The 17,952-nt window shown below is 41.5% G+C and carries 13 protein-coding genes; 8 read left to right on the forward strand and 5 right to left on the reverse strand.

What is annotated here, in order from left to right; all coding sequences use genetic code 11:
* Positions 1–6: 6 nt before the first annotated feature.
* The 5 genes from SHAL_RS07685 to wecA (SHAL_RS07705) all read left to right on the forward strand — a co-directional run bounded on the left by SHAL_RS07685 (position 7) and on the right by wecA (SHAL_RS07705) (position 5,822).
* Positions 7–1,203, forward strand: a complete 1,197-nt coding sequence (locus SHAL_RS07685; RefSeq protein ID WP_012276601.1) for a hypothetical protein — start codon at positions 7–9, stop codon at positions 1,201–1,203.
* On the forward strand, positions 1,178–2,374 hold the full coding sequence (locus SHAL_RS07690) for a glycosyltransferase family 4 protein (RefSeq protein WP_012276602.1): 1,197 nt from the start codon (positions 1,178–1,180) through the stop codon (positions 2,372–2,374). The genes SHAL_RS07685 and SHAL_RS07690 overlap by 26 nt, the downstream gene beginning before the upstream one ends.
* Positions 2,375–2,433: 59 nt before the next feature.
* Entirely contained in the window at positions 2,434–3,489 is a 1,056-nt protein-coding gene (locus tag SHAL_RS07695; RefSeq protein WP_012276603.1) for a DUF1972 domain-containing protein, read from the forward strand.
* A 42-nt stretch (positions 3,490–3,531) separates the two neighbouring features.
* Positions 3,532–4,608, forward strand: coding sequence for a UDP-N-acetylglucosamine--undecaprenyl-phosphate N-acetylglucosaminephosphotransferase (wecA, locus tag SHAL_RS07700; protein ID WP_012276604.1), 1,077 nt, complete (start codon positions 3,532–3,534; stop codon positions 4,606–4,608).
* A gap of 167 nt (positions 4,609–4,775) precedes the next feature.
* Entirely contained in the window at positions 4,776–5,822 is a 1,047-nt protein-coding gene (wecA, locus tag SHAL_RS07705; protein ID WP_012276605.1) for a UDP-N-acetylglucosamine--undecaprenyl-phosphate N-acetylglucosaminephosphotransferase, read from the forward strand.
* Positions 5,823–6,186: 364 nt separating this feature from the next.
* On the opposite strand, the gene SHAL_RS07710 is transcribed toward wecA (SHAL_RS07705), so the two are convergent.
* Entirely contained in the window at positions 6,187–7,680 is a 1,494-nt protein-coding gene (locus SHAL_RS07710; RefSeq protein WP_012276606.1) for an MBL fold metallo-hydrolase RNA specificity domain-containing protein, read from the reverse strand.
* Positions 7,681–8,267: 587 nt separating this feature from the next.
* On the opposite strand from SHAL_RS07710, the gene SHAL_RS07715 reads away from it, so the two are divergent.
* The 3 genes from SHAL_RS07715 (at position 8,268) to rfbC (ending at position 12,014) form a co-directional block, all read left to right on the forward strand.
* Entirely contained in the window at positions 8,268–9,434 is a 1,167-nt protein-coding gene (locus SHAL_RS07715; protein WP_041415908.1) for a nucleotide sugar dehydrogenase, read from the forward strand.
* A 425-nt stretch (positions 9,435–9,859) separates the two neighbouring features.
* On the forward strand, positions 9,860–10,870 hold the full coding sequence (locus SHAL_RS07720) for an NAD-dependent epimerase (RefSeq protein ID WP_012276608.1): 1,011 nt from the start codon (positions 9,860–9,862) through the stop codon (positions 10,868–10,870).
* A gap of 577 nt (positions 10,871–11,447) precedes the next feature.
* Positions 11,448–12,014 (forward strand): dTDP-4-dehydrorhamnose 3,5-epimerase, encoded by a 567-nt coding sequence (rfbC, locus tag SHAL_RS07725; protein ID WP_041415910.1) that lies wholly within the window; start codon positions 11,448–11,450, stop codon positions 12,012–12,014.
* A gap of 395 nt (positions 12,015–12,409) precedes the next feature.
* Here the strand turns inward: rfbC and SHAL_RS07730 are convergent, their stop codons facing one another.
* From SHAL_RS07730 to SHAL_RS07745, 4 genes are read right to left on the reverse strand one after another with little or no spacing between them, the layout of a single operon-like run.
* Complete coding sequence (locus tag SHAL_RS07730; RefSeq protein WP_012276610.1) at positions 12,410–13,807, reverse strand: CDP-glycerol--glycerophosphate glycerophosphotransferase; 1,398 nt, start codon at positions 13,805–13,807, stop codon at positions 12,410–12,412.
* On the reverse strand, positions 13,807–14,262 hold the full coding sequence (locus SHAL_RS07735) for an adenylyltransferase/cytidyltransferase family protein (RefSeq protein ID WP_012276611.1): 456 nt from the start codon (positions 14,260–14,262) through the stop codon (positions 13,807–13,809). The genes SHAL_RS07730 and SHAL_RS07735 overlap by 1 nt, the downstream gene beginning before the upstream one ends.
* 52 nt (positions 14,263–14,314) lie before the next feature.
* Positions 14,315–15,757, reverse strand: a complete 1,443-nt coding sequence (locus tag SHAL_RS07740) for a nucleotidyltransferase family protein (protein WP_012276612.1) — start codon at positions 15,755–15,757, stop codon at positions 14,315–14,317.
* A 10-nt stretch (positions 15,758–15,767) separates the two neighbouring features.
* On the reverse strand, positions 15,768–17,936 hold the full coding sequence (locus tag SHAL_RS07745; protein WP_012276613.1) for a WecB/TagA/CpsF family glycosyltransferase: 2,169 nt from the start codon (positions 17,934–17,936) through the stop codon (positions 15,768–15,770).
* Positions 17,937–17,952: the final 16 nt, after the last annotated feature.

Genomic DNA, 17,952 nt, shown 5'->3' on the forward strand with positions numbered 1-17,952 from the left:
GGTTCTATGTCAAATGAATTTAAGTTGCTAATCGGTCTAAATGCAAGTTATGCTATGCTGCTTTTAGTTTCTATTTTTATTGATTTCGGAGGTATGACTTCACTATTCCCTTTGTTTGTACTTTTTGCTTTATTATTAGTTAATTTTAGACGTTTAAAAACTTATAAGTTCAAGATTGTTGAATTGTCTATCTTACTTTTACTTTTTTTTGGGATTTCTGCACACGTATTTTTAGCTCCTTACTTGAATATTACAGAGTTTGTAAAGTTTTTGTTGATATTTGTCTTTTACTTTATCGGTTTAAACGTTAAGTTTCATACGGGCAGAGAGTGGAGGAAAATGAGTGCTAGTTACTCATTATTTTTCCTGCCTTTAATTTTCTTATTACCATTGTGCTGCTTGATTGTTTATATCTTTCAAAGTTATTCATCTGGAGATTCAACTGGTAAAGTTTTATTTTTTAGTAATAGAAATAATGCTATAGCCTTTACTTTTGTATGCCTATTTATTTACTCTGCTTTAGGTGCGAAAGATAAGATCGTTTATATGCTTATTACTATGTTCACTTTACTGTATAGTACGCTGGGTGCACTAGTTGCGCTATTGTTTTCTATAGTGGTGGTTAATACTAAGCTTACAGCTAAAAATATTTTAATATTTTGTGTATTATTAGCTCTCAGTTTCACTCTATACTTTTATAGCGAACTTCCTATATTTGAAAGAATAAAGGTTATGATTCATGGGTTTTCTGAGTTTCTTAATTTATATAGTTTAGAGGATGTCGCTACACTTAGTTTTGGTGAATTTGCTGCACTGCAAGGTGGTAATGACGTATCGATGTTTTTTAGATTAAAACATTGGATCGAAATTTTTTTCATAGCTAAACAGAATTGGTTACTATTAATACCTGGTTGGGGAATGAATGCCTCTGTAGAGTTGACCAACCTTAAGTTAGTTCCACATAATGATTGGCTTAGAATTCTTTTTGAGCTTGGGATTATAAATTTCTTTGCATTTTCCCTGCTTTTTTTGAGGGTATTCTTTAAACTTAAATCGATCTCAAAAATTTTGTGTACGCTTTTTTTGTGTATTAATACTTATTTCTTTACTGAGAATTTGATAAATAACTTTTTAGTTACTTCTCTTCTTTATTTTTCTGCTGGAATGGTGGTTGGACGTGAAAATATTAAATGTAGGACATAATTACTTTGTTGCTGGAGGTTCCGACCGCGTTTTGATTGAAACTGAGAGAATGTTAAAAGATAAAGGGCACACAGTAATTCCGTTCTGTTCAAGTAACGATAAAAACTCTGAAAGTGAATTCAGTCAATTCTTCCCAGATTCAATCAATACTAAAAGCATTGTTTCTTCAAATCCTATCTCATTCCTTTATAATTTTGACGCAGCCAAAAAACTAAACAAACTGTTGAATGCAAATGAACTTGATATAGCACATCTGCATATATACTACGGGAAATTAACAACGTCAATTTTAAGCGTTTTGAAGAAACATCATATACCTATTGTTCAAACGCTGCATGAATATAAATTAGTCTGCCCCGTTTATACAATGGAAAGGGAAGGGACCGTTTGTAATGATTGTGTATCTTATAGCCGTTTTAAATGTATAACTAATAGATGTAAAGATAAGTCACTTATCAAGTCAACAGCTATGGCTCTAGAGTCATATGTCTCAAGAAAACTAGGAGATATATCTAAGATAGATCTTTTTTTGTCGGTAAGTAATTTTCACCGAGACATGATGATACAGGGGGGAATTCCACCTGAAAAGATTGAGGTGTTATATAATTTTATAAATATCAACTCTTACGTACCTAATTATGAAAGTGATGGGTATTTTTTATATTTTGGTCGAATTGAAGAGCTAAAAGGTATTCGCACTTTGATTGATAGCTTCTCTGTGTTGAGTCAAAAATTACTTATTGTAGGTGATGGTTCTTTTGCTAATGAATTAGTTGATCTTATTGCTGGTAAATCAAATATTGATTATATTGGCTTTAAAGAAGGTGAAGAATTAAAACGTATAATATCAAATTCTAAGTGTGTTCTTGTACCCTCTGAATGGTACGAAAATTGCCCTATGAATGTTTTGGAAGCCAAGTCATTAGGTAAGCCTGTTATCGGTGCGAACATAGGAGGAATCCCTGAATTAATCAGAGATGGTATCGATGGATATTTATTTTCTCCTGGTAGTACTGAAGAATTAAAAGATGTAGTTAAAAAGATAGAAGAGAATTTAGTGGTGTTCGGAAGGCGTGCGAGGCTTGATGTCGAAGAAAGATTTTCCGAAAAAGTCTATTATGACAACTTGAATAGTCATTATATAAGATTGATTGAAAATTATAGAAAATAAGAATTTATGTTTTAATTAAATTGTTTTGGCTGTTGTTTATTGTTTTTTTTGGGGGTTTTGTGAAATATATTGCTGTAGTGGGGACTGTTGGTTTGCCTGCTTGCTATGGAGGGTTTGAGTCGCTCGTTGAAAATTTGACTTGTCACTCAAATAATAAAATTCAATACGAAGTGTTTTGTTCTGGCAAGGTCTATTCTGATAAACCACACAAATATAATGGGGCAAAACTAAGTTATCTACCATTGAGTGCTAATGGGATTCAAAGCATTCCATACGATATTATTTCTCTTATTCTATGTATCTTTAAAAGGCCGGATGTCACGCTTATTCTTGGTGTTTCAGGTTGTTTGTTCCTTCCTGTTTACCGTTTGTTTTCTAAATCTAAAGTGGTCACTAATATCGATGGTTTAGAGTGGAAGCGTGACAAATGGAGTAAATGGGCTAAGAAGTTCTTAAAGTTTTCTGAGTCAATGGCAGTGAAGTATTCAGATGTAATCATAACAGATAATAAAGCCATTGGTGATTACGTCGATGCTGAGTACTCTAAAAATAATGTTGTTATTGCTTATGGAGGGGATCATGCGATTATTGAAGGCACTGATGTTGGTCCTGAACAAGATTATTACCTATCACTTTGCCGTATCGAGCCAGAAAATAACGTTGAGATGATTTTACAGGCTTTTGCTAAGAGTGAGCATAAACTAAAGTTTGTAGGGAATTGGAACTCAAGCGAATTCGGCCGAGAATTGAAGAGTCGATTCTCTGAAAATCCCAATTTAGATATCATTGACCCCATTTATGATATAAATCAGCTGTTCAAGCTTAGAAGCGAGTGTAAAGGTTACGTTCACGGCCATTCTGCAGGTGGTACTAACCCGTCTTTAGTTGAGGCCATGCACTTTCAAAAGCCTATTTTTGCTTTTGATTGTAATTTTAATCGATATAGTACAGATGATAGTGCTGTATATTTTTCTGATTATATTGATTTGACTTGTAAATTAGTTAATGTCACCAATGAAGAGTTATTATCTATATCGAAAAATATGAAGTCTATCGCAGAGAAGCGATATACATGGGAAATCATTACTAAGATGTATGAAGATACTTATACCTAGTTTTTAATCTTTTTAATTAGTACGTAATAAGTAGTAGGTAGTATGAGTTACAGTTTAATTTTTGCCTTTTTTATCTCTTTCCTCTGTCTTTTTCTATTCAGAAAAATAGCAAAACGTATTGGGTTAGTCGATAAGCCTAATCAGCGAAAACACCATGAAGGTCAGATCCCGCTTGTTGGCGGGATCTCCATATTTCTTAGTCTTATGTTTACGCTATTGGTTTTTATACCACTTGATAAAAATATCGTGTTGTATATTTGTTGCTCTACTATTTTGATTGTTTTGGGGGCAATTGATGACAGATTTGATATCAGCTTTAAAGTTCGGTTAGTCATTCAAGCTGTTATATCACTAGCGATGATTCTTGTTGGTGAAAAAAGCTTACATAATCTTGGCTACTTAATGGGGAGTGAAGTTATTCAGCTTCCTCTGGTTGTTAGTTACTTAGTAACCATATTCGGGGTGATTGGCGCAATTAATGCCTTCAATATGGTTGATGGTATCGACGGTTTGTTAGGCGGCTTAGCTTCAGTTACCTTTGGTGCGTTAGGTGTTCTTTTTTATCATAGTGGTAACTATGAGTTAGCCAAATACTGTTTGTTGATCGTCGCTGCTATTTTACCTTATATAATGCTCAATTTAGGGATACCTCTAGGGCAACGTTTCAAGGTATTTATGGGCGACGCTGGTAGCATTTTTATTGGTTTTACTGTTATTTGGTTATTGATAGAAGCCAGTCAGGGAGAAAGTCATAATGCTATTCGGCCAGTTACCGCACTTTGGCTAATTGCTTTACCTCTAATGGATATGGTTTGCATTATGGTAAGGCGGATCAGGAAAGGGCAATCGCCTTTTAAACCAGATAGAGAGCATCTGCATCATATTTGCCAGCGTATTGGTTTTACGTCTCGAGGTTCGTTATTGGTTATTTGCTTTTTAGCGAGCATCATGGCGGGTGTAGGAATTTGGTCCGAGCTAAATGGTATTAACGAAACCGTTATGTTTATTACCTTTTTAATTGTGTTTGCAGTCTATTTTTACGTTATAGCCCACATTTGGAAAATTACAGCTTTCATTAAGAAAAAAATGAAGGTTCCAGTTACTTCTCTAAAATCATAGCCTGCTAACCAAATTGGGCTTAAGCATTAATCACAAGTACTATTTGTAGCCTGTAGATATAAGCTCATTTGGATATTTTAGATAGCTTTTATAATTGACGGATTAGTTGTAAACTTGCCTATCAAAATGGGTGATTACCGCTTTTACTTGTACTTAAGGATAAGAAAATGAGTTTAATCGAGCCATTCTCCTTGGCATTTTTATTGAGTTTTGTTGTAATTAAATTTTCAGCTCCCTATGCCTCGAAGGTAGGGTTGGTTGACCTACCCAATGCTCGTAAAGTTCATGATGGCGCTGTACCTCTAATCGGTGGTATTGGTATTTTCTTTAGTGTATTGCTCGCTTCGTCAGTTTTCATTGAGTACAGCAGAGTCTTAAATCTTTACCTTATCTCAGCCGCGTTGATTTTGTTTATCGGGGTACTCGATGACCGCTACGACCTTTCGGTTCGCTTACGAATGATAGCTCAAGTGATAACTGCATCAATCTTGATCTTTGGTGCAGAATCTTATTTAACCTCACTAGGGAGTATCTTTTATTTCTTCGAGTTTAAACTAGGCTACTTAGGAATATTGGTCACGGTAATCGCTGTCATTGGTTCTATCAATGCGTTTAACATGGTTGATGGTATCGATGGATTAGCTGGTATGTTGAGTATCGTAACATTTGCAGCACTAGCATTTCTGTTCTATCAAGTTGGTAATCCTTGGTTCGTATTACCAATATTGTTTATCGCAGCAATTACAGCTTACCTTTGTTTCAATTTACGCTGGCCATTTTCTTCAATTCAAAAAGTGTTTATGGGCGATGCAGGTAGTATGTTGATCGGCCTAACTGTGGTTTGGTTACTCGTGACAGGTACGGAGTCGGTTAATCAAGCATTTTCACCTGTTATCGCTCTTTACCTGATTGCTATCCCATTGATGGATATGGCTGCAATTATGTATCGAAGAGTAAAGAAGGGGCATTCTCCGTTCAAACCAGATAGAGACCATCTTCACCATATATTTGAACGTGCAGGTTATAGCCGTAAACAGACTTTAGCTCGAATTACATTGTTGTCAGCAATACTTGCAACGATAGGTGTTTTAGGTGAATTACTTGCCGTTCCTGAAGTCATGATGTTTATTGGGTTTTTAGTTATTTTTGTTGCATATAATTGGGCGTTAGCGCATGTATGGCAGATTTTAACTTGGATTAGACGTAACGGCTAAAGCTGACCTTATATTTATTTAGAAAATCTCCTAATTGGGGATTTTCTTGTTTGTAGGCTTTAAAAAGGCAAGAAAGTTCTAGATTTTGGAATAGCAGGTTCTAAGTCCTTACGGTTTACGGAACGTTCGCAGGCTCACTTACGGAACGCTTCGCTCACGGTTGAGGCAAAGAAGGGCGCTACGCTTATAGGTTAAAGGCATAGGGAAAGCAGGTCCTAGGAACAAGCTGAGAAGGTAAAGCGGAACGGCCTTAGGTCTATAGAACGCTTAGCTTACGGAATACGAAGCGCTTCGCTTTCACAGAGGGCACGGAGAAGTGCACAGAGCAAAATATTAGTTCTATTTTTAGTTGGCCTTAATAGCTCTAGCCTGTTCCTATTTTAATCTCAGCGTTAGGTAAAAGCTGTCGGTATTTATCTGCTAGTGCTTGTTTGGCCTCGGTATCACCGTGGACGATGCGGATGTGTTTGGGTTTGTGCTCAATGCCTTTGACAAAATCAATCAGGTTTTGTTGGTCTGCATGGGCGGAATAGCCGCTTATGGTGTGTATTCCTGCCTTGATATCGATTTTTTCTCCCTCAATATACACGTAGCCTCCAGTTGGTCCGTATTCTTGAATATCTCGTCCGATAGTTCCTTTGGCTTGGTAACCCACAAATAGAATATCTGCAGTCGGTTCGGCTAAAAATCGCTGTAGATAGTTAATGATTCTCCCACCTGTACACATTCCGCTTGCTGCAATAACGATAGCGGGTTTTTGCCTGCTTGAAAGGTAGTTGACTACCGCTAGGTGGTCTTGGTGGCTATCTATGGTGTAAAGCTGGCTAAAATCGAGAGGGTGGCGTTGCTGCGCTAATACGGCTTTGGCCTCTGAATCCCACAGGTTTTTATATTCTATATATTGTTCGGTAAAGTTGGCGGCCATGGGGGAGTCTATAATTATCTCTATGCTTTGCCATATAGGGTTGTGTTGTTGGCTAAAGATAATTTGCTCTAACTCATACAGTAGTTCCTGCGTTCGTCCAATGCTAAAGGCCGGAATGAGTACTACGCCGTTGTCGCTGACTGCTCTCTCTATTACATGGCGTAAGCTTTCTGCTCTATGTTCGCGGTTATGGTGATTTTTATCACCATAGGTGGACTCAATCACTAACGTGTCGGCTCGAAATGGGCTTTTCGGACTTGGCAGTAACGGGGTGTTACTCGCGCCTAGGTCGCCTGAAAAGACAACAAGATGGCTGTCCTTTTCATTCTTAATGTCATCGTCATGCCTGTTGCCGCTGTTACTGTTGTGAATATCTGTGTTCTTGTGAGAATTTTTGTGAGTACAGTTATGATTTAGCGATGAGCCACTCAGTTCTATTTCAACATAGGCAGAGCCTAGTATGTGTCCTGCTACGTTAAACTGCGCTTTGGCTTGTTGGTATCCACTGTCACTGTTTTTAACCTCCAGGGTAAACCATTGCTCATAATCAATAGGCTGAATTAATTGTTGTAAGCGCTTTAAATATAAATTAATTAATCGCTGGTTTCTGGTGACGCCGACCTTTAGCGCATCCTCTATGACTAACGGCAGTAATGCGGCTGATGCCGTTGTTGCGTATATGGGGCCATTAAACCCTGCGGCAAGTAAATATGGGATCCGGCCCACATGGTCGATGTGGCAGTGAGTAACAATGAGTGCAGTGATATGGGTTAAGTCAAATTCTATTTGGAGCTGATCTGCGGCGGTTTTATCCGCTGTTTCGGCTCCTTGAAACAGCCCACAATCTATTAGAATGCTGGATTGCGGATTGATATCTAGTTGGTGGCATGAGCCTGTTACACCATTGACCGCACCATGATGGATGATTTGCATGTCGATTTCCTTATCGTTGCTTTACGCTTAAGGATAAGGGAAAAGCTAAGACGATAAAAGCCGGATAAGCAAAGACGGGGTAAGCAAAGATGGAACGGCCTGTGGCCTACAGAACGCTTCGCTCACGGAATACGGAGCGCTTCGCTGACGGTTAAAGGCTAAGAAGGTCCTAGGACAAGCAGGTTAAAGCTGAGAAGGTCCTAGGCCCTAGGAAAGCAGGTGCTAGGTAAGAGCGAAAGCGGGAGAACTAAGACGATAAAAGCCGGATTAGCAAAGACGGTACAAGCTGTGATGCTTAAGAGCCGGACAAGCTAAGGCGGATAAGTAAAAAGCTGGATAGAGCGACAAAGTCAAGGCAACGCAGTTTTGCTTTTGATTTCCTAGCAGGCCGGAGGCCGTCCTCGCAGTGAGCCTGCGAACGCCCTAGGATCTAGTACCTTCTCTGCTTGTACCGTAAGCGTAGCGTTCGTCTTTGCTGTACATCCTCTTCGCTTGTTCCTTCTTAGCTTTAACAAATGTGAGTCCATAACAAGACTTTGTTGTTGTTGAGTGTTATTTTACACCGACAATGTTTTGCTGGTTTTATGATGAAAATTGCTATAGCAGGTACAGGCTATGTTGGTCTGTCAAACGCAGTATTATTGGCGCAAAAAAACACAGTCGTGGCTGTTGATATTATCGCCGAAAAAGTTGAGATGATTAACCAAGGTTGCTCACCTATAGCCGATGCAGAGATAGAAGATTATCTGAGTAACCATAAACTTGATTTAACCGCTACGTTAGATAAACAGTTAGCGTATCAAGATGCAGACTATGTGGTTATTGCCACACCTACCGATTACGATACCCATTCTAACTACTTTAATACTTCTTCGGTTGAGGCGGTAATTCAAGATGTGTTAGCTATTAATCCTAGCGCGGTGATGGTGATTAAATCTACCGTGCCGGTTGGCTATACAGAGTCCGTTAAGCAAAAATTTAACACTCAGAATATTATCTTCTCGCCGGAATTTCTGCGCGAAGGTCGTGCCTTATACGACAATCTACATCCTTCACGGATCATTATCGGTGAGCGCTCTGAGCGCGCTAGCGTATTTGCTAACTTACTTAGCGATGCTGCGATTAAACAGAATATCGATATTCTTTATACCGACTCGACCGAAGCTGAGGCGGTTAAGCTTTTTTCTAATACTTACCTTGCAATGCGAGTCGCTTATTTCAATGAATTAGACAGCTATGCAGAGTCCCATGGCTTAGACTCACGCCAAATTATTGAAGGTGTAGGCCTTGACCCGCGTATTGGCAATCACTACAACAATCCATCTTTTGGTTACGGTGGTTATTGTTTGCCAAAAGACACTAAGCAACTGCGTGCAAACTATCAGAATGTGCCTAACAGCTTGATTAGCGCGATTGTCGATGCCAACTCTACCCGTAAAGACTTTATTGCCGACTCTATAATTAACAAGCAGCCAAAAGTCGTTGGTATCTACCGCTTAATCATGAAGTCGGGTTCCGATAACTTCCGCGCATCGTCTATTCAAGGCATTATGAAGCGCATTAAAGCCAAGGGTATTGAGGTTGTGGTTTTTGAGCCAGTGCTAAATGAGCCAGAGTTTTTTAATTCTCGCGTAATGCAAGACCTCAACGAATTTAAGCAGATTTCAGATGTCATAGTGTCAAACCGAATGGTTGACGAGCTGGCAGATGTCGCTGCTAAAGTTTATACACGCGATCTGTTTGGATCGGATTGATTTTAAAGCGAAGAAGAGCGCTACGCTTCTAGGACGTGACTTCGTCACTACGAGAGCGTCGCTATGCTCCTTCTAGGTTCTAGGAAAAGCAGGTACTAGGTACAAGCTGAGACGGAAAAGCGGAACGGCCTGCGGCCTACAGAACGCTTTGCTTACGTAGTACGGAACGCTGCGCTGACGGTTAAAGGCCGATAAAAGCCGGATTAGCAAGACGGTTAAGAGCCGGACAAGCTATGACGAATAAGCAAAATTAGAAGAGAGTAAGAAAGGTACTGGTGGCGCGGTTTTGTTTTTGATTTCCCCAGTAGGACGTAGTCCGTCCTCGGAGCGAAGCGTCCTAGGTCCTAGAACCTTGCTATTCAGTGAGCTTGCGAACACCCTCGTAGCGAAGCGCCCTAGAACCTTCTTTAACAAAAGAGAATTTTATGAAGTATTTAGTAACAGGTGCGGCAGGTTTTATTGGCTCGAAGGTTAGTGAGCGTTTATGTGCTGCAGGTCATGAAGTGGTTGGTATCGATAATATTAATGATTATTACGATGTTAATTTGAAACTGGACCGCCTTAAAAATTTGCAGTCTCAGACTCTTTTTTCATTTAAGAAGTTAGATTTAGCTGATAGAGAAGGCATTGCTACTTTGTTCGCTGAAGAGGGCTTTGACAGAGTGATCCACTTGGCGGCACAAGCTGGGGTACGTTACTCAATCGATAACCCAATGGCTTATGCCGACAGTAACTTAGTGGGTCATTTGACTATTTTGGAAGGCTGTCGTCATCATAAGATCCAGCATCTGGTATATGCATCTTCAAGCTCTGTTTATGGGCTGAACTCTAAAATGCCTTTCTCAACTGACGACAGCGTCGATCATCCGATCTCTTTATATGCTGCAACCAAGAAAGCCAATGAGTTGATGTCGCACACATACTCTCACCTTTATGGTGTGCCAACGACTGGCCTGCGCTTCTTTACCGTTTATGGTCCTTGGAGTCGTCCTGATATGGCACTACTCAAGTTCACTAATAAGATAGTGAAGGGGGAAGCGATTGATGTGTACAACCACGGTAATTTGAGCCGCGATTTCACCTATATCGATGATATCGTTGAAGGCATTATTCGTATCCAAGATAGTGTTCCAGTTGCTAACCCTGAGTGGAACGCTGCAGAGGCAACTCCTGCAACGAGCTCTGCACCTTATCGAGTATTTAATATCGGTAATGGCAGTCCGGTTAAGTTGATGGATTACATCTCAGCGCTTGAAAAGTCATTAGGTATCGAAGCCATTAAAAACATGATGGATATGCAGCCTGGTGACGTACATTCAACATGGGCCGATACCGAAGATTTATTCAAAACTGTAGGTTACAAGCCACAAACGAGCGTCGAAGAGGGCGTACAGAAGTTTGTTGAGTGGTATAAAGAGTATTATCTTAAAAGCTAAGAAGGCCCTAGGTTCTAGGAAAAGCAGGTTCTAGGTACAAGCAAAGACGGTACAAGCTGAGACTGGAAAGCGGAACGGCCTGCGGCCTTACGGATAACGGAACGTTCGCAGGCTCACTCACGGAACGCTTTGCTGACGGTTTAAAGCATAGAAGGTCCTAGGTTCTAGGAAAAGCAGGTTCTAGGTACAAGCAAAGACGGTACAAGCTGAGACTGGGAAAGCGGAACGGCCTGCGGCCTTACGGATAACGGAACGTTCGCAGGCTCACTCACGGAACGCTGCGCTGACGGTGAAAGGCTAAGAAGGGCGCTACGCTTCTAGGTTTAAAGCTAAGAAGGTCCTAGGTTCTAGGGAAGATCTAAGGCGGTTAAAAGCCGGACAAGCAAAAGAAAAGAGCTAAAGTGATGAATTGTTTATCGCTTTTGCTTTTGTTTTTCCTAGCAGGCTGAAGGCCGTCCTCAGAGCGGAGCGTCCTAGGTCCTAGAACCTTGTTTATTCAGTGAGCTTGCGAACGTCCTAGAACCTTGGACGCGCAGAGTTCGTCTAAGCTTTATTTGACCTTATTTAAAAGAATATGATGAAACTAATTCCTACCCTAATTCCTGATGTGCTGCTGTTTGAACCTAAAGTCTTTGGTGATGAACGTGGTTTCTTTATGGAAACCTTTCGCCAATCGGAGTTTGAGGCGTTATTTGCCAAAGTCGGCATGGCTTGTCCGAGCTTTGTACAAGAGAATATGAGTCGATCGCAAAAACATGTGCTGCGTGGGCTGCATTATCAAGAGACTCATCCACAAGGTAAGCTTGTTCGCGTCACTGCAGGTAGCATTTTTGATGTTGCCGTCGATATTCGTAAAGCCTCAAAAACCTACGGCCAGTGGTTTGGTCAAGTGTTATCTGCCGAAAACAGACTGCAAATGTATATCCCTCCAGGTTTTGCCCACGGTTTTTTAACTTTAAGTGACCATGCTGACATTATCTATAAATGCACCGCTTACTATGCGGCAGAGTTTGAAAAGTGCATTACGTGGAATGATCCTCAATTAAATATTCAATGGCCGTTAGAAGAGGGCGTTGAACCTATTTTGTCGGAGAAGGATGGGAAAGCTGATAAGTTCCTAGGTCCGAGGAAAAGCAGGTTCTAGGTAAAAGCCAAGACGGTACAAGCTGAGACGGCAAAGCGGAGCGGTCTATGACCTTACGGATTACGGAACGTTCGCAGGCTCACTTACGGAACGCTTCGCTGACGGTGAAAGGCTAAGAAGGTCCTAGGACAAGCGGGTTAAAGCTGAGAAGGTCCTAGGCCCTAGGAAAGCAGGTGCTAGGTAAGAGCGAAATCGGGAGAACTAAGACGATAAAAGCCGGATTAGCAAAGACGGTACAAGCTGTGATGCTTAAGAGCCGGACAAGCTAAGGCGGATAAGTAAAAAGCTGGATAGAGCGACAAAGTCAAGGCAACGCAGTTTTGCTTTTGATTTCCTAGCAGGCTGAAGGCCGTCCTCAGAGCGGAGCGTCCTAGAACCTAGGATCTTATTTTAACCTAGGTCCTTCTTTTAATAATTATTTCTTCTAATGCTTCAAACGCATTTGGCGTATCCTTTCCCCAGAATAGCTCTGTTACTGCTTGATAGTTCTTTTTATAACTTTTTTGTTCAGCCCTTTGCTCACCGTTTATAGCGTTAGATTTCTGCTTCGCGATTGCCTCCGGTGCTAACTGCTCTAATAACTCGTCAAAGTCTGTGCATTTAGGCGCGATATCTGGGAGTTTTTCGGCGTATTCGTACATATCGCGGCAATCTTGTTGATAATGCTGCTCATCGAAGCGATAGAAGCAGATAGGCGTGCCCAGTGGTAGTGCATCGATAAATAGCGATGAGTAGTCGGTGATAAGCTGATCGACATCTTTCAAGAAGCCATAGACATCTTCAAATTGTGAAATATTGATGATATTGACGTAACTCGTAAGCTCATCTGCCAAGCTTGCTTCATTAGGGTGTAGACGCAGTAAAAACAATTGATTATTAGCCACTAAATGATCTGACAACCGCTGCCAGTCAAAAGCCTTGGCGTATGGATTGCCTTCCTGATGGCTATCACGCCATGAGGGGACGTACAAAATAATGCTCGGGCTAATAGTCGGGCTAATACCTGAACGAATAGCTTGCTCGCGATTAGTCCGTAGCGTTGAGCTTGTATTTTCCCCGAAAAGTATATCGAGTGATTGAGCCTCGCTTGGGCACTGGCTAGAGCGCTGGCTTAAGTGCTTACTTGAGTCCTGGTTTGAGTCCTGTTTTGAGTTCTTACTTGAGTGCATGCTTGAGTGCTTATTTGAGTACAGGGTGTAGTAATCGGTTCTTGGATTGGTTGCGCGTAAAAGCTGCGAGCTATCAAGCTTAAATGCGCTGCTAAAAAGGGTGTCGATAAGCTCACTTGGGCTTAGCATCAAGTCGGGTGTAATGTGTTGCTGGTGGGCGAATAGCCACTGCTTGCATGTCGCCAACTTTCCTTTAGGGTTAAACACTTGCGCCATTGGCCCGGTGTTAATGTCGAATTCAATTTTCTTCATCGGCAATCCATGCCATAGGTTTATCTTCTGCGCACCATTTGCAAGCCACTGATTAATATCGCCGATATAGCTATTATAGAAGTAGTATTTGGCTGTCAGGGCATGAAAAATCCCCTTCATCGACCAGCGATAATACACTTCTCGATTTTGACTCTGTAGTTGCTTAATCACGTCGCGGTTGCCGCTAATCCAGATGCAGCGAATAAATTCTGTTTGTTGCCAGTGCAAGTATAGATACTTGCTATTATCGCAAAAACCTTCCTTATAGCTGCCAAACAACGCCTTATTTTCACTGCGAGGCATGAGGGCTGACAGCATAAAAATCAACTTTCTGCTTATGGCTTTTATCCAGTCAAATATAGAGTGCTGCATTACTTATCTATCTTCTTGGTCGATGTCGGATCATTTGCTGGGGCACCAATGTGATTACCAAGGGGTTTAGGTTGTGCTAGGTTACTTTTTATCTCAGTGGTCGAGATCTCGCCAGTCCTATCTAAATAGATAACTTCACACAGCATAGAGAGTTCGTCAAACTCGCCCTTCCAATCATCTCCCATACCAAAGATGCTGACATCATACTTGCAGATATCCTTAGCTTTTTGATTCCAGTGAGTTTCTGGTACCACCATGTCTACATATTGGCAGGCTTCAACAATTTCGGCGCGTTGAAAGTAACTAAAAAATGCAGCTTTGCCCTTTAAGGCATTAAATTCATCGGTAGAAACGGCAACAATGAGTTTGTCGCCCAGAGCCTTTAAACGCTTAAACAAACGCACATGGCCATAGTGGAAAAGATCGAATGTACCGTAGGTGATGATTGTTTTCATAATGACTCTCCGCTATCGAATCTTGTTGAATGTACTTAAGGCATGGTGCTTCCTAGTTTTTTGTTAATTCTGCAGCCGTTTGCGCTTCAAGGTATTTTGAATAGCTAAATGACTGCTTGAAGAGCTTGCAATAATTGCTCTTTCGCTTAGATTGCATAAATTCTGTTTCTATTAAGTTTCTCTCCTCTTCAGGAATATGACAGGGCAGCAGCTGTAGCGGGCCATACACTCCATATTCGCTATCAGCAAGTTGTTGATTTTGTTGTTGTGACTTTAAAAAAGGTGTGCGGCCAAATAAGCTTAACTGTCCCATAACCACGAGATGAAGCTGCAGTAGTCTGCTAAGAAAAAGTGAATCGAGAGCCCAGCGACGGCTGGAGTAGTTTTTGTTACTTAGCTTTATCGTTTCTTTTATTAAGGTATTTTTATTCGCGCTTATAAGGCTTGCAACTAATAGGGCTGGTGAGAGTAGAAGACCAAAGATAAGTAGGAAAAAAGCACCAAGCCTATCGAGTCGTGTCACCTTGCTACTGGTTCGCAAGTTGTGATTTTTTGCTATGATACTGTCATCGTTTAGCCTAATCGCACCGCCATTTTCAGGTGTGAGCAGCATGTTGTTACAGATAATTGCGCTGCTGACATTTAGGCCTTGGCCAACGTAAGAGTCATCTAAAATAATGCAGTTCTTGAGGCTGCATTTAGCGTCGACTAGGCAGTTTTTTCCTACAATTACGCTTTGTTGCATATTAACGCTTTCATCTATCCAAGTGTTGTCCCCGATGACTCCCCAGGCATTTTGCATTCGCAGTTGTCCCGTCTTGGTTTTGGCTCCGACGTAGAAGCCATTAGCTTCATCGGCACTACTGAAGTAGCGGCCTTTGGGGGTTGCACCTATGACTTTTGTCAGTGCCATCGCTTGATTTGCCTGCATATACTCATCAAGTGAGTTGAGCATAAAACAGTCGCCATGTAATACTTGGGTGACGGTTTTATGGGCGCTGTCACTACACTGTGAATCGTCATTAGATAAAGGCCAGTTTAGCTCTTCGGTATAAGCTACGGCGGCAGGTAGCATCATCAAACCAGCATTTTGGTTATCTAGCTTTGCAATAACAAAGCTGTGGCTCATCTGCTGACTAAACTGCATAAAAGGTTTGATGCAAGGACTTCTAAGCATATCGCCACGGGCTAGTAAAATGGACTCTGTTTTATCCAATGTGAGCCTTGGGATAATTTTGGAAACATCTTCTTGCTCTCGACTCAGAAAGTAGTCTACTTCTAATCCCCAGAGCTCCCCATTGCCCACCAAGGCTTTTATTTCGCTAACTTGAGTAGAAACAATCAACTTTACTCGTGTCACTCCTGCCTCTGCGAGATCTTCTAAGGTGTATTCGATAACCCTTTTATTGCTGACAGGCAATAATGCTGGGCAGTAATAGCGATTCAGTGGCGCTAATTCATTACCATCACGATTTGCAAAAATAATCGCTTGCATATGCAACTCCTTAATACGCGCCACGGGCAAAAATAACCGCGGGAATGGTCTTCAGTAACAATAGAAGATCGGCTGTGAACGATTGCTGATAGATATAGTCAATGTCGAGTTCAACTTGTTGCTCAAATGGGATAGTTGAACGTCCGGATACTTGCCAAATACAGGTGATCCCAGGTTTTATCATTAAGCGGCCTCGATGATGAACATTGTACTGTTTGACTTCGCTCACCAATGCTGGGCGGGGGCCGACTAACGACATGTCGCCTTTTAGTACATTCCATAACTGGGGTAACTCATCGATTGAGGTCTTACGGATCAAACGCCCGACTAAGGTGATCCTTGGATCATTCTTTATCTTAAAAATAACCCCGCCCTCCATTTCGTTTTTCACGTTCAATGTGGCGAGTCGCTGTTCGGCATCGTGATACATAGAGTGAAATTTCCACATGGTAAATGGGCGATTATTAAGGCCCGCGCGGGGCTGGCAAAACAGTACCGCACCTTTAGACTCACAGCGGATCAGTAGCGCTATAACGATTAGAAAAGGGGCTAATGCGATTAAAAGAGAACCTGAAATTAGAATATCGAGCAAACGTTTACAGCTTTGGCTTATACGCTTGTTTATGTTGAACATTGCTCGGCGAAGGTTGGCTTGATTAGCATCAAACTGTGGCAGTTTTCGGTTTTTAATGGTTGCCTTATTAAGCTCAGTTTGAAGCTGTAACTTTGTTAGCTTGGCATCGTTTCTCGCGCCAGATGCTTGTTGATTGACATGCACAGTCTTTAGCTGACAGTTTTCGCGCCACACACGATATAGAAAACTTGGGTTGCCGAGTATATAGCGTTTCCACATTCTTTTTGGCTCTTGCAGTAAACGGTAACTCCATTCAAAGCCTATCTGTCTTAACCATAGTGGCGCACGCTTAATGCGATTGGCGTAAAAATCGAAAAGGCCGCCAACTCCAACCCCTACCGAGCAGGTTAGTTTTTGCTTATTGGCCGCAAGCCATAACTCTTGCTTTGGTGCTCCCATTGCCACCAATAATATATCGGCATTTGACTGATTGATTATATCTATGACACCTTGATTTTCGTCGCTGTTTGTCTCGCTATTGAAATAGCCTGAGTGACAGCCGGCAATCTTGAGGTCTTGATAACGATTTTGCATGTTGCTTGCGGCTGATTGAGCAACGTTATCACTGCCACCTAACATAAAGATGGATAGATTATTCTTTGATGCAAGCTCACACAGGCGCGGAAACATATCGGTGCCATTTAGGTTATCTTGCAGGCCTTTGCCCTTGCTTAGGCAGGCTAAGCGTACGCCTATGCCATCGGCGAAAATATGCTTACTCTGTTGTAAGCACTGACGGTAAGACTCGTCTTGAATACTGATATTGAGGCAATCAGTGTTGATAAAGGCGTACTGCTGCATAGGCTGTGGTTCATGCTGACACTGCAGTAATATCTCATCTAACAGTTGCGTCATGCTCCAGTTATCGATGCTGATGCCAAATACCGAGATCTTTGGGTCATGCCTGCGAGGTTTGGAAAAAGCGATCCCTGTGACGGTAAATACAATTGTTAGTCTAAGTAGGGCGAGTAGGTAGCGGACTAGGCTGCGGTGCGCTTTGTCGAGTGAGTTAGATGCCAGCTCAAATTGTAGACCCGTCGCGGCGTTCATCTTTTCAATAGAGGTCAAGCCAGGCTTAATGGAGTAGACCGTTTTGGCTGAAGCTTTAGCATCATTGCGGGTGGCTGTGTCACTATCGATTACCGCTTTATTCGCGGAGCTGCTGTCATGTTCGCTATCTTTTGTTAGTGCAAATTTCTGCTCAGTACCTAGAATCGAAAGCTCTCCGTTTAATAGGTTTAGCAATACTGGCAACTGTTTGAACCATCCCGAATAGGAGAGCTGCTTCAACCCTATGATCTTATGGTTAACGCCATGAATATACACAGTTTCAAATGCGCTAGATTGTGTGAACGCACTCTTAAGGTACCCATATAAGATAAACGGAGAGCTCAGTAGCAGCATCAATAGGGCGCAGGTAAAGTCGAAGCAGCGAATGCTGAAACATGACTGGCCACAATGAGCGGCTTGGGTACTCGACTCTATATTCGACTCTATACTTGAGTCTGTATTCGAGTCGGCATTCAAGTTGGTATTTTTCATCATTGAGTCCCTGCTAAAA

Origin of the sequence: Shewanella halifaxensis HAW-EB4 (assembly GCF_000019185.1) — a bacterium.
Classification (GTDB): domain Bacteria; phylum Pseudomonadota; class Gammaproteobacteria; order Enterobacterales; family Shewanellaceae; genus Shewanella; species Shewanella halifaxensis.